This window comes from Jeotgalibaca caeni, from assembly GCF_028863945.1.
Lineage (GTDB): Bacteria > Bacillota > Bacilli > Lactobacillales > Aerococcaceae > Jeotgalibaca > Jeotgalibaca caeni.
This window is the reverse complement of sequence record NZ_JARBEA010000063.1, coordinates 1-13091: the sequence shown is the minus strand read 5'-3', so window position 1 is coordinate 13091 and position 13091 is coordinate 1. Positions and strand designations below refer to the sequence as shown.

Sequence of the window (13091 nt, the reverse complement as noted above, 5' to 3'; positions counted from 1 at the left end):
TGTATTGCCATCCCTATTATACTCCTGCACGTGATTTTCCGTCATGGCATAGAACGCGGAGCGTTCATAAAGTTTTTTGTGTTTTCCATCAATTATTTGACAAATCCTACTAAATTGAGGCATAGTGAAATCATGAATGGAAGTACGGAGAAAAAGGTGATGGCATGAAAGGTGCATTGAATTTTCAGGGTAATTTGAAGAAGCGGCGTTACTTTGAAGGCTGGTATTATAAGCAAGTTAGCTTTGACGAAAAACGTGCCATTAGTTTCATCCCCGGCATGACGTTGAATGAGAAGGACTCGCACAGCTTCGTCCAGTATATTTATGTAGAGCAAAATGAAAACGGTAAACCTATTACCAAGACAGGCTATATTCGCTACCCTCTAGAATCATTTATCTGGAATGATGATCCATTTACGGTAAAGATTGGAGAAAATTTATTTAGTGAAAGTTTAATTTCAATTCACTTAGAAGATGAGAATTTGAAAATTGATGGGAATTTACAACTAGGTACGTTCACTTCGATTAAACGGACACCATACATGCCTACGATTATGGGACCGTTTGGCTATGTGCCCAAAATGGAATGTTACCATGAAGTAATTAGTATGAGTCATCTGCTAAAAGGTGAATTACAAATCGGTGATCATCAAGTCGATTTTACGGGTGGAAAGGGCTACATTGAAAAAGACTGGGGTTCGAATTTTCCGAAGCAGTATGTCTGGCTTCAAAGCAATCATTTTGAGAATCCTCATACGAGTCTCTTCTTTTCCGATGCTCATATCCCATTTTATGGTAGAGAATTCCAAGGTCACATTTGTACCTTTTCTTATGGTGGTAAAGAGTATCGTTTTGCAACTTATTTAAATAGTACATTGGAAGTCACATTCCCAAGAGAACACGAAGTACAAGCTACCTTGGAAAATGACAAAGTCAAATTGGAATTGCATGCCAGTTTTTCAGATCAAGGAAATCTCATTGCTCCCGTTCCGAGCGGAATGGAAAAGGCGATCAAGGAGGGAATTGCGGGCGAGATAGCCGTCACTTTTTATAATAAAAAAACCAAAGAAACCTATTCAGACGTTGGGAAAATGGCCGGAATTGAAATTGTAGACTAAAGAGGTAGGGGGATTACAATGACTCGTCAAAAGAATAAATCTTTTTGGAGTGATACTGCCACACGAGCACCTTTTGATTCATTAACGGAAGACGCAACTTGCGAAGTGGCTGTTTTAGGGGCTGGGATAGTGGGGATCCTAACAGCGTGGCTATTAGTAAAAGAGGGCAAGCAGGTAACCTTGATTGAAGCACACCGAGTAGCGGACGGAGTAAGTGCGTATACTACCGCAAAAGTTACTTCCCAACATTCTTATCTCTATCAGACTTTGCTGCAGTATTTAGGGAAGGAAAAGGCGTCAACTTACTATGAAGCGAATGAAGTGGGCTTATCCTTGATTCGTCAGACGATTGAGGAACTAGCAATCGATTGTGATTTTGAAGAAAAAGATGCGGTCATTTATGCCACTACCGATATGGGCAAGAAAAAAGTCATGGATGAAATGAAGGCATATCAGAAAATTGGAATCAATGGCTATCTTTCTTACGATATTCCCGATTTCCCGTTTCCGATAAAGGTTGCTCTCGGTATTCCTGGTCAAGCGCAGTTCCATCCAGTGAAATTTATGCTAGGGGTATTGGATGAATTTATTCGTCTCGGTGGGAACGTGTACGAACACACGAGAGCATTAGAAGTGAAAAATAAAGAGAAGCAGGAAGTTCTCTTAGAACATGGAAATACCTTGACTGCCGATCAAGTGGTAATCGCGACCCATTATCCAATCAACGATGAACAAGGTCTGTTCTTCGCTCGACTAGAAGTGAACCGTTCTTACGGCGTGCTTGGTGTTCCAACGAAGAAAATTCCGATGGGGATGTATATTAATGCGGAGTCTCCTTCTCGTTCGTTCCGTTCAGTCATCGGTGAAAATGGCGAAGAATTATTGCTGGTGGTTGGCGATGATCATTTCACGGGGCGCGGAGACAACATGCCGGAACACTACGAAAACCTAAAAACTTATGCAGAGGACTCGTTTGGCGTTACTGAATTTACCTATCAATGGTCTACACAAGACCCAACTACGCCAGACAAAGTACCGTACATTGGCCAAATGCACCAGCTTAACAAAAATATATTTATTGCGACCGGCTTTAACAAATGGGGAATGTCTCAAGGAGCGACTGCTGCCCAGTTGTTGACGGATTTAATTGTCAAACGCGGCAACCCTTATGAGAAACTCTATGCACCAACCAGATCTCACCTTAATCCATTAGCGGTTGGAAGACTAGCAAAAGATAATACGCTGATAGGAAAAGAATTGATTGGAGGGAAAATAGCTCCTTCGATGGAAGAATTAGAAGAGGTTGGATTAGGTGAAGGCGCCCTCGTTAAAATAAATGGGGAACGGGTAGGGGTTTACCGCGACGAAACAGGAATTTTGCATAAAGTATCTCCTGTCTGTACACATATGGGTTGTACGGTTAACTGGAATCAAGCCGAACGGAGTTGGGATTGCCCGTGTCATGGTTCACGCTTTGACTATGAAGGGGAGGTTCTGGAAGGACCTGCTGTTAAACCTTTACCAAAAAAATAAAGTGAAAAAAGAAGATATCTCGAATTTGAGGTATCTTCTTTTCATTGGTATACTAGGAGGGAAGGAGGTGGTTAGATGTTAGACAACATTGAAGAAGTTCTGCGCCAACATGAAGTAAAGCCTCTAGGAAAACAACGGAAATACGCAGTGCTGCTGCCTTTGATCGAGCGTGAAGGTGAATGGCACATTCTCTATGAAGTTCGCAGCAAGAACATTTCCCAGCCAGGCGAAACATCCTTTCCAGGTGGTGCAGTTGAAAAGGGAGAAACTTATGAAGCAGCAGCGATCCGTGAAACGATGGAGGAATTAAATATCGCACGTGAGCGTATAAAAGTGCTGGGTGAAATTGACTATGTAGCCAGCGAGTATATTCTGATTCATTGTTTTGTTGGTGTTTTGAATCTCTCATTTGAAGACATCCGCTACAATGAAGAGGTGGCTGAATTGTTTACTGTCCCGCTGCATTATTTTATGAACCATCAGCCTACTTATTATGTATCGGAATATATGCTGAAACATCCTGAAGATTTCCCTTATGAAATGATTCCGAATGGTAGAAAATACAAGTTCCGTCCAGGTCAGCGCCGGATTCCTTTTTATCAACTTCGAGGACATTCCTTATGGGGCGTCACTGCCAGTCTAACCGACCATTTCATTGACCTCATTACTCCAAAAAATAAAGAAACGTCATCTTAAGCCCAACAAAAGGCGCAGATGACGTTTCTTCTTTTATTAAACAAATGCAGCGAACATCTCGTGCAATTCTGGAGCAGAGCGCTTTAGTGAAATAGGTCGCCCAGCTTCATTTAGGAAACAGTGTCGGCTTGTGCCGGTTGTATGCAACTCTTTCGTTTCTGCATGATAAACTTCATACGCAAGATCCAGTTTAACGCCATTATAAGCTTGCACCTGGATAGAAATTAAAACGGAATCACCATAGCGAACCATGGATTTGTACTCGGCAGAGACAGATAGAACGGGAACAATAATTCCCATTCGTTCCATTTCTGCGTAACTTAAACCGATTTGTTCCATGAAATCGGTACGAGCTTCTTCAAACCAGCGGATGTAGTTGGAATGATGGATAATCTTCATTTGGTCTGTCTCGTAATATTGTGTTTTATGTAAGTAAGGCTGTATTTCCATTCAGGCAAACTCCTCGTGATTGTAATACTCCTATCTTAACGCATTCTAGCTCTTTTGAAAACTTGCAGGTTTTCAAAAAGAGGTTCTTCTTGTTACAATAAGAGGAAAAAGAATTGTGTGGAGGCTAAAAAATGGATAGTAAGTTAAGCCGGACTTGTAACGAAACACGAGTGGTTCGTTCAGAAATTCTAGTGCCGCGCCATATGAACGATAAAGATACATATTATGGTGGAGATATGATGGCACATTTTGATAGCGCAGGAGGTGGCGCTGTCTATAAGTTTGTCCGGAAACCGAGTTTCACTGCCAGCGTTGATTCATTTGCCTTCCTAAAACCGGCAAAAAGAGGCGAGTCGGTATATATTGAATCTTTTGTGACAGGAGCCGGAAAAACATCAGTAGAAGTTTTTGTAAAGTTAATTTCTACTGATTTGAAAACATGGGAGAATAAACTTTGCGCCTATGCATTTCTAACGTATGTTTTAGAAGACCGCGAAGATTCCTCCTTTCAGATGCCAACTTTAATAGCGGAATCGGAGGAAGAAAAGGCGATTGTAGCTGGTTATCAAGAACGAAGGAAGCAAAATCTTGAAAAAAGAGAAGCGAGCAAACAGTTTATGAATCATATTTCCTTATTACCAGCGTGGGAGCAATAGGAAATGAAATGCATGTTGAAGGCATAAAGAAAACGAGGTGGGAAAATTCCCAACCTCGTTTTTTGGTACAAGACGATATAAATGTAGTGAACCTCATTTACCTCGCTACAATTTCCAACAACAAATCATCCTTATCAATGCGATCATTCGCTACCACATAAATCTGATCAACGACACCGTTCGTGGTAGAGCGGATGGTCGTTTCCATTTTCATCGCTTCTGTAATCATGACTGGATCTCCTTGTTGGACACGATCTCCTTTTGAGACGAGGACTTCTAAGACAGAACCAGGCATGGTTGCTCCAACGTGCTGTTTGTTGGTAGGTTCTGCTTTTTTACGAATCGCTTTCGTACTGGTGATGCTGGCATCTTTGATTTCAATTTCACGTCCTTGGCCATTCAACTCAAAGTAGAGTACGCGGTTCCCCTCTGAATTGGGTTCACCGATTTGATTAAGCTTAATCATTAAGGTTTTCCCTTTTTCAATGGTCATTTCAATTTGCTCGCCTGTCCGCATTCCATGGAAGAAGGTAGGGGTATCAAGCTTCGTTACGTCGCCGAATCGGTCAAACATTTGCGCGTAACCTAAGAAAACTTCTGGATACATTAAGTAACTCAAAACTTCTTCTTCAGTAGGTGTACGTTTTATTTTGCTCGCTACTTCTTCTTCGATAGCCTGAAAATCAACAGGCTCACGCAAGCTGCCGGGCCGTTCTGTTGAAGCAGGGATGTCTTTCAAAACAATCCGTTGCAACCTCTCTGGGAAACCACCCACCGGCTGACCCAAATCTCCTTTAAATAAACCAATGACAGATTCAGGGAAATCCAAATCCATTCCCCGCTCATAAATGTCTGCTTCAGTCAGTTTGTTTTGTACCATAAAGAGAGCCATGTCACCGACTACTTTCGAAGAAGGGGTCACCTTGACAATATCACCAAACATCCCGTTTACCACGGCATACATATCTTTCACTGCATCCCATTGATCCGCTAGACCGACTGCCTTTGCTTGTTGCTGCAAGTTGGTGTACTGACCACCCGGCATTTGGTGGTGATAGACTTCGGTAGAGGTAGTGTGGATTCCGGTTTCGAAATCTTCATAATAGTCACGCACATCTTCCCAATAACGATTCACTTGGTGCACATTGTTCATTATTAATTCAGGTGCACGTTTTGTTCCTTCAAGAGCATAATACAAACTGCTCATCGAAGGCTGACTCGTTGTTCCACTCATAGCACTTTGCGCCACATCTACAATGTCTACTCCAGCTCGAATCGCTTCTGTCAAAGTTAGAATCCCATTCCCGCTTGTATCGTGAGTATGTAGATGAATAGGCAAGGAAACCGTTTCTTTTAATTCACTAACGAGACGGTAGGCTGCTTGGGGCTTCAGTAAACCGGCCATGTCTTTAATGGCAATGATATGGGCACCAAGCTGCTCGAGTTCCTTCGCCATCTCTTTGTAGTACTGTACGGTATATTTGGTTTGATTCGGATCATTTATATCTCCTGTGTAACAAATGGCAGCCTCGGCAATTTTGCCACTTTCTCGTACATATTGAATACTCTTTTCCATTTGTTTGGTCCAGTTCAAACTATCGAAAATCCGGAACACATCAATTCCATTTTTTGCAGCATTCTGAATAAAGGCTTCTAGAACATTATCTGGATAATTCTGATAGCCGACCGCATTGGAACCGCGAAACAGCATTTGGAATAAGGTGTCGGGCATTTTTTTGCGCAGTTTTTTCAAACGGTCCCAAGGGTCTTCGCTTAAGAACCGATAGGCTACATCAAAGGTAGCTCCACCCCATAGTTCGTTAGAGAACAGTTGGGGAATTCCTGTTTGGGTTGCTTCTGCAATATGCAGAAGGTCGTTGGTACGGACACGTGTTGCCAGCAAACTCTGATGAGCATCCCGGAAAGTAGTATCGGTTAGAAGGACTTGTGGCTGTTGGAGGACCACGTCCGTGACTGCTTCTGCTCCTTGTTCATCCAGGATATGTTTAAGAGAAAGTCCTGTTGCTGGAACCAAATCTTTTGGCAAACGCGGTTCATCATAGAATTTTTTCTTGTTCCGTTCAATTCCCGGGAAGCCATTAACGGTGATATTTCCAATATACGAAAGAGCCTTGTTTCCACGGTTTAATGTTTTCGAGAATTCGAATAAACTTGGTGTAGAATCGATGAAGGTTGTTTTCGCTTCACCAGACTTAAAAGTTGGGTGTTGGATTACATTTTGTAAAAAAGGAATATTTGTTTTAACGCCACGAATCCGGAATTCCTGCAAGGCGCGGCTCATCTTATTCGTTGCTTGTTCAAATGTCAGCGCATGAACACAAGCTTTTACTAACAAGGAATCGAAGAAGGGGGTAACCACTGTTCCTTGGAACCCGTTTCCTGCGTCTAGTCTGATCCCGAATCCACCTGGAGAACGATAGGTATTGATTTTCCCAGTATCAGGGAAAAATTGGTTCAATGGGTCCTCTGTTGTAATCCGGCACTGAATCGCAGTTCCAATTAAAGGGATTTTTGCTTGATGTGGAATTCCAATTTCCTTGTGTAAATCAAGTCCTTGGGCAATTTGGATCTGCGCTTGAACAATATCTATTCCGGTAACCAGCTCCGTAATTGTATGTTCAACTTGGACGCGCGGGTTCACCTCAATAAAGTAAAAGCGATCATTCTCCACGAGAAATTCTACTGTTCCTGCATTCAAATAACCGACATGCTTCGCTAATTGCAGGGCAGCATCACAAATCTTCTGACGCAAATCTTCTGCCATATGGATGCAAGGCGCAACTTCAACGACTTTTTGATGGCGTCGCTGGACGGAGCAGTCCCTTTCATAGAGGTGGACAATGTTGCCAAACTGATCACCCAATATTTGTACTTCAATATGTTTCGGGTCTTGAATATATTTTTCTACATAAATTTCATCGTTACCAAAGGCAGAGAGAGCTTCACTTCGAGCACGTTGGAAGCCTTCCTTTGCTTCTTCCATCGAATGGGCGACGCGCATTCCTCGACCACCTCCGCCTAGAGCGGCTTTAATAATAATCGGGTACCCATGTGTTTCGCCAAAGCGAAGAACTTCTTCAACCGATGCTACAGGGCCATCTGAACCAGGAATCGTTTGGATACCTGCAGCTAAGGCTGCTTCTTTTGCCTTGATTTTGTCGCCGAAAATGTCTAAGTGCTTCAAGGTTGGTCCAATAAATGTGATTCCCTCTTCTTGGCACCTTGCAGCAAACTGGATGTTCTCCGAAAGAAAACCATAACCAGGGTGGATCGCATCAGCTCCGGTGTCCTTGGCTAAGGCAATTAAACCTTCAATATCTAAATACGCTTCAATTGGTTTTTTACCTTTTCCTACTAGGTATGCCTCATCAGCCTTAAAGCGATGTACAGAGCCGGAATCTTCTTGGGCATATACACCAACTGTTGCAATATTTAGTTCTGCAAGCGCTCGGAAAATACGAATGGCGATTTCTCCGCGGTTTGCAACTAATACTTTTTTCATAATTCCACCTCCGTTTGTTGAATGAATGCTGTAATTTCTTCTGCTACTTGTCCTGCTGTTCGATTTGAATTGTCAATCCGCAGGTAATGAGCCTCTGGAATGAATTCATTTACCTCTCCAGGGGAAGAGTTGAGACGATGCTTTTCGGAACTTGTAAGGAGTTCTTGTTTGGAAAATGCAAGATTTCGCTTAGAAGGTTTTGCTTCCAATCGACTTTCACTTCCATTTCGTTCTAAACGAATCTCAAGAGAAGTTTCCAATTCCACTAAGAATACACGACCGCCTTTTTCCGTGAAGATGGTACAGATTTTTTTCAGATATTCTTTATCGCTCAAGAGATCAAAGGCAACGACAAGGGTGAATATGATGCCATTTGCCGTATTTTCTTCGCCGTTAACAAACGCACGAAAAAGTTCTTTTCGAGTTTGATCGGAAAGACGAAAGGTTTCCTTTGTATAGCCGAGGAAATGGGCGAACAGATCAATCGTTTGATGATTGAACAAGAGCTTTGCATCTAACCGTTTTTCTACTTCACGACCAACTGTCATTTTTCCGACAGCTTGAGGGCCCATAATCACAATAAAATCCATCTGCAATTGCACCTGCTTTAATATTTTTCTCATTATTCTTTCATTAATTACTTATTTTCCTATTCTACAATGAATCAAAATGTTCTACAATAGATTATTGTCAGAAGGTAATAGTGTTTCCGAAACGAACTATGCTAAAATGATATTAACAGAATGAACGGGAAGGGTGAGAAGATGACGGAATTAAGACGAACACCACTTTATGAGTACTACGATTCTCATAACGTGAAGGTAGTAGATTTTGGCGGTTGGGCAATGCCGATGCAGTTCTCTAGTATCATCAAAGAGCATGAAGCCGTGCGTGAACGGGTGGGCTTCTTCGATTGTTCCCACATGGGAGAAATCGCCGTAACGGGTCCAGATGCTGAAGGCTACTTAAATAAAATTGTGACCAACAACGTGACGCGGATTACGGATGGCGGTGTGCAGTATAATGTCATGTGCCAAGCGGACGGCGGAACCATTGACGATGTGATGGTATACCGGATGAATCGGGAGCAGTATTTAGTTGTGTGCAATGCTTCCAACACAGACAAAGTGTGGGAATGGATGAATGAACACTTAGAAGGGGCCGTTAATCTGGAGAATCAGAGTGATCAATGGGGCTTGATTGCCGTTCAAGGGCCACTTGCAGAAGCAGTGGTAGCTGCCATCACTACAGAAGATGTAGCCAGTATCGAGCGTCACCGTTTTCTGGAAAACGCTACGGTGGCTGCTGTTTCAGGGGTCATTATTTCCCGTACCGGCTATACCGGTGAGGATGGATTTGAACTGTATATCCCAGCAATTGATACACAAATTGTTTGGGAAGCATTACTGATTGCTGGAGAAGAGAAAGGTGCCTTGCCATGTGGATTAGGGGCACGTGATACGTTGCGTTTAGAAGCTGGACTACCTCTGTATGGCCAAGAACTTTCCGCAACCATTTCACCACTCATGGCAGGTGTCGGCTTTGCAGTCAAGACAAAAAAAGCTGCATCCTTTATCGGTCAAGAAGCGCTACGGACTCAACGTGAAGAAGACTTATCAAAGAAAGTAGTTGGCTTTAAGCTTTTAGAACGTGGAATCCCACGTCATGGGTACACTGTTTTTTCTACAGAGGGGGAAGAAATTGGAGAAGTCACTTCCGGAACCCAATCGCCTACCTTGAAGCAAGGAATTGGAATGGCTTTAATCGACTCTGCTCACTCAGAGATAGGGAACACGATTATGATTGAAGTACGCAACAAGCAAATACCAGCAGAAATTATCAAAAAACCGTTTATCTAACTAGGAGGAATAAAAGATGATGTATTATACAAGTGAACACGAATGGCTAAAAATGATGGATGAAACAACAGCACGTGTCGGAATCACCGATCATGCGCAAGCACAGTTAGGAGATATTGTCTTTGTCGATTACACCGCAAGCATTGGAGAAATTGCAAAAGGTGAAGAAGTTGTAACCGTTGAATCCGTAAAATCTGTTTCTGATGTGTATGCACCGGTTTCTGGAACCATTACGGCATTCAATGATACATTAGCGGATCGTCCTGAAACGGTAAACGAATCAGCAATTACAGAAGGTTGGATGTTTGAGATGGAATTGTCCGATTTAAGTGAACTAAAGAGCTTACTGAGTTTAGAACAGTATGAAGCACTTCTCGAAGAGGAGGAGTAACATGACGGAAGAACACTATCGCTACTTACCTGATACACCAGAAGATATCCAAGAGATGTTAGAAGTAATTGGGGCAGAATCAATCGAGGAACTATTTGCTGACATTCCTTCCGCTATTCGAATGGAAGGGGAGTTAGCAATTCCTGCTGCAATGGCAGAAGAAACGCTTCTGCGCCACATGCAGCACCTCGCCGAACAGAATACGAGCAGCAATGAGCTGCCGATTTTTCTGGGAGCTGGAACGTATGACCATTCGATTCCGAGCGTAGTGGATGCGGTCATCTCTCGTTCTGAATTTTACACAGCCTATACCCCTTACCAGGCAGAGGCAAGTCAGGGAGAATTACAGGCTATCTTTGAATTCCAAACCATGATCAGCGAATTAACCGGGATGGAAGTCAGTAATTCTTCCTTATACGATGGATTTGCATCGTTAGGGGAAGCAGTAGGGCTTGCTCAAGCGGCGACTCGAAAAAATAAAATTGTTCTTTCTCAAGGCGTCCATCCACAAGGGCGGGAAGTAATCTGGACTGCTGCTCCAGGAAGAGGAACGGAAGTCGTTGAGATTCCCTTAAAGGATGATCAAACCGATCTTCATCTGCTGGCAGATGCATTAACGGATGATACAGCAGCGGTTGTCATTCAGTATCCAAACTTCTTTGGCACGGTTGAAGACCTTGCTGCAGTAAAGGCATTGATTGGAGACCGAAAAATTCGTTTTATCGTCATGGCGAACCCATTGGCGCTGGCAGTATTAGAATCACCAGGAAGATTGGGTGCAGACATTGTAGTAGGTGATACCCAACCATTCGGAATTCCAATGGCATACGGTGGACCTCATTGCGGCTACTTTGCCGTCAATCAAGCCGATATCCGCAAAGTTCCAGGCCGAATGGTAGGAGAGACGGTTGACGCCGAAGGGAAACGTGGGTACGTTTTAACCTTACAGAGTAGAGAACAACATATCCGTCGCGAAAAAGCAACTTCCTACATGAGTTCCAACCAAGCATTGAACGCTCTGGCTTCCGCTGTCTGTATGACGGCTTTGGGGAAAACGGGTGTCCAAGAAATGGCTCAGCTCAATTTGAACAAAGCTGGATACCTAGCTGATCAATTAGCAGAAAAGGGATTCCCAATTTTCAACCAAGGAGTATTTTTCAATGAGTTTGTAGTGGAATTGCCGATTTCGGCGGATGAAGCAAATCGTCAGTTATTGGAAGCCGGATTTATTGGTGGGTATTCCTTAGCAAAAGACTATCACATGCCGAATCATCTGCTCCTTTGTGCAACAGAAAAACGCACGAAAGCACAGCTTGATCAATTCGTCGAAGTGTTGGGAGGTTTGAAAGCATGAAAAAAGTGAATCAAACAGTATTTGAACAAAGCAGACCGGGACGTGTTGGCTATTCATTACCAGAATCGGATGTACCGGTTAAAACGTTGCCTTCCCAACTAGCTCGAAAGGAACCTGCTCGCTTACCAGAAATAAGCGAACTGCAATTAATGCGCCATTATACACGTCTATCTCATGATAACTTTGGAGTAGAAAATGGATTCTACCCACTTGGATCCTGCACCATGAAGTATAATCCAAAAATTAATGAAGTGACTGCTCGCTTGGAAGGTTTTGCTCATATTCATCCCCTCCAACCAGCGCAAACAACGCAGGGTGCCTTGCAACTTATGTATGAATTACAAGAAGACTTGAAAGTTATTACTGGAATGGATGGTGTGTCTCTTCAACCCGCAGCAGGTGCTCACGGTGAATGGACCGGGTTAATGATGGTTCGCGCTTATCATAAACAAAATGGAGAAACAAACCGTACAAAGGTACTTGTTCCAGATAGTGCTCATGGTACGAATCCATCCAGCGCCAACATCGCTGGTTATGACGTAGTAAGCATTCCTACGACTGAAGCTGGACTCGTAGACCTGGATGCGCTTCGAGCAAAAGTGGGCGAGGATACGGCAGCCTTAATGCTAACGAATCCCAATACACTCGGACTTTTTGAAAAAGATATTGTTGAAATTGCGGATATTGTTCATGAAGCAGGCGGTTTATTGTACTATGACGGAGCAAACTTAAATGCAATCATGGCAAAAACATCCCCTGGTTTGATGGGCTTCGATATTGTGCATCTGAACTTGCATAAAACATTCAGCACACCCCATGGCGGAGGAGGACCTGGTGCTGGTCCGGTAGGTGTAAAAGCACACATTATTCCTTTCTTACCCGTTCCGCGCATTGTAAAAGAAGACAATGGATTTGTCTTAAAAGAGGACGAACCCTTGTCGATTGGCCGAGTAAAAGGGTACTATGGTAACTTTGGCGTTTTAGTTCGGGCTTATACCTATATTCGTACGATGGGGCCAATTGGATTGCGCAAAGTATCAGAAGGTGCCGTTTTACATGCAAACTATTTAGCCAAACGGTTACAAGCTGCCTATGATTTACCATACGATGAAGTGTGCAAGCACGAGTTCGTTCTTTCTGGCAAAAACCAGAAAAAATTAGGTGTGCGTACTCTTGATATTGCCAAACGACTATTGGATTACGGTTTCTATGCACCAACAGTCTACTTCCCATTAATTGTGGAAGAAGCAATTATGATTGAGCCAACTGAAACGGAATCGAAAGAAACCTTGGATGAGTTTGTAGAAGTGATGCTGCAAATTGCAACAGAAGCAAAAGAACATCCAGAACTCGTTCAACAAGCTCCCCATCATAAATCTGTACGTCGTTTAGACGAAACACGCGCAGCACGTCAAATTAAAGTAAACGATTATCCCTGAATAATTCATAGTTTTTCTAATATGCTCTCTAAACCTTGTCCCGTCCTTGTTTTTCATATTGTTATCCGACAC

At 43.0% G+C, this 13091-nt stretch carries 11 protein-coding genes; 8 read left to right on the top strand and 3 right to left on the bottom strand.

Annotation, left to right across the window (positions count from 1 at the left end; all coding sequences use genetic code 11):
* Nucleotides 1-164 precede the first annotated feature (164 nt).
* The 3 genes from PVE40_RS11030 to PVE40_RS11020 all read left to right on the top strand — a co-directional run bounded on the left by PVE40_RS11030 (nt 165) and on the right by PVE40_RS11020 (nt 3347).
* Nucleotides 165-1118: a tocopherol cyclase family protein gene (locus PVE40_RS11030; RefSeq protein WP_274731992.1), complete on the top strand. Its 954-nt coding sequence runs from the start codon at nt 165-167 to the stop codon at nt 1116-1118.
* 18 nt (nt 1119-1136) lie between these two features.
* A complete protein-coding gene (locus PVE40_RS11025) occupies nt 1137-2651 on the top strand; it encodes an FAD-dependent oxidoreductase (RefSeq protein WP_274731991.1) in 1515 nt (504 codons plus the stop codon).
* A gap of 75 nt (nt 2652-2726) precedes the next feature.
* Nucleotides 2727-3347, top strand: coding sequence for an NUDIX hydrolase (locus tag PVE40_RS11020; protein ID WP_274731990.1), 621 nt, complete (start codon nt 2727-2729; stop codon nt 3345-3347).
* 36 nt (nt 3348-3383) lie between these two features.
* Here PVE40_RS11020 and PVE40_RS11015 read toward each other — a convergent pair whose 3' ends face one another.
* Nucleotides 3384-3797, bottom strand: a complete 414-nt coding sequence (locus tag PVE40_RS11015) for an acyl-CoA thioesterase (protein ID WP_274731989.1) — start codon at nt 3795-3797, stop codon at nt 3384-3386.
* 131 nt (nt 3798-3928) lie between these two features.
* On the opposite strand from PVE40_RS11015, the gene PVE40_RS11010 reads away from it, so the two are divergent.
* A complete protein-coding gene (locus PVE40_RS11010) occupies nt 3929-4453 on the top strand; it encodes an acyl-CoA thioesterase (protein ID WP_274731988.1) in 525 nt (174 codons plus the stop codon).
* Between the two features lie 97 nt (nt 4454-4550).
* Here the strand turns inward: PVE40_RS11010 and PVE40_RS11005 are convergent, their stop codons facing one another.
* A complete protein-coding gene (locus tag PVE40_RS11005) occupies nt 4551-7976 on the bottom strand; it encodes a pyruvate carboxylase (RefSeq protein ID WP_274731987.1) in 3426 nt (1141 codons plus the stop codon).
* On the bottom strand, nt 7973-8566 hold the full coding sequence (locus PVE40_RS11000; RefSeq protein WP_274731986.1) for a DEAD/DEAH box helicase family protein: 594 nt from the start codon (nt 8564-8566) through the stop codon (nt 7973-7975). The genes PVE40_RS11005 and PVE40_RS11000 overlap by 4 nt, the downstream gene beginning before the upstream one ends.
* A 174-nt stretch (nt 8567-8740) precedes the next feature.
* Here PVE40_RS11000 and gcvT point away from each other — a divergent pair, with 174 nt between their 5' ends.
* From gcvT to gcvPB, 4 genes are read left to right on the top strand one after another with little or no spacing between them, the layout of a single operon-like run.
* Nucleotides 8741-9835: a glycine cleavage system aminomethyltransferase GcvT gene (gcvT, locus tag PVE40_RS10995; RefSeq protein WP_274731984.1), complete on the top strand. Its 1095-nt coding sequence runs from the start codon at nt 8741-8743 to the stop codon at nt 9833-9835.
* A gap of 16 nt (nt 9836-9851) precedes the next feature.
* The gene (gcvH, locus tag PVE40_RS10990; RefSeq protein WP_274731983.1) at nt 9852-10226 is read left to right on the top strand and encodes a glycine cleavage system protein GcvH; all 375 of its coding nucleotides are present in this window, start codon (nt 9852-9854) and stop codon (nt 10224-10226) included.
* Nucleotide 10227: 1 nt separating this feature from the next.
* Nucleotides 10228-11580 carry an aminomethyl-transferring glycine dehydrogenase subunit GcvPA gene (gcvPA, locus tag PVE40_RS10985; RefSeq protein ID WP_274731982.1) on the top strand — a complete coding sequence of 451 codons (1353 nt, stop codon included), beginning with the start codon at nt 10228-10230 and terminating at the stop codon, nt 11578-11580.
* Complete coding sequence (gcvPB, locus tag PVE40_RS10980) at nt 11577-13019, top strand: aminomethyl-transferring glycine dehydrogenase subunit GcvPB (RefSeq protein WP_274731981.1); 1443 nt, start codon at nt 11577-11579, stop codon at nt 13017-13019. The genes gcvPA and gcvPB overlap by 4 nt, the downstream gene beginning before the upstream one ends.
* The last annotated feature ends 72 nt before the right edge of the window (nt 13020-13091 follow it).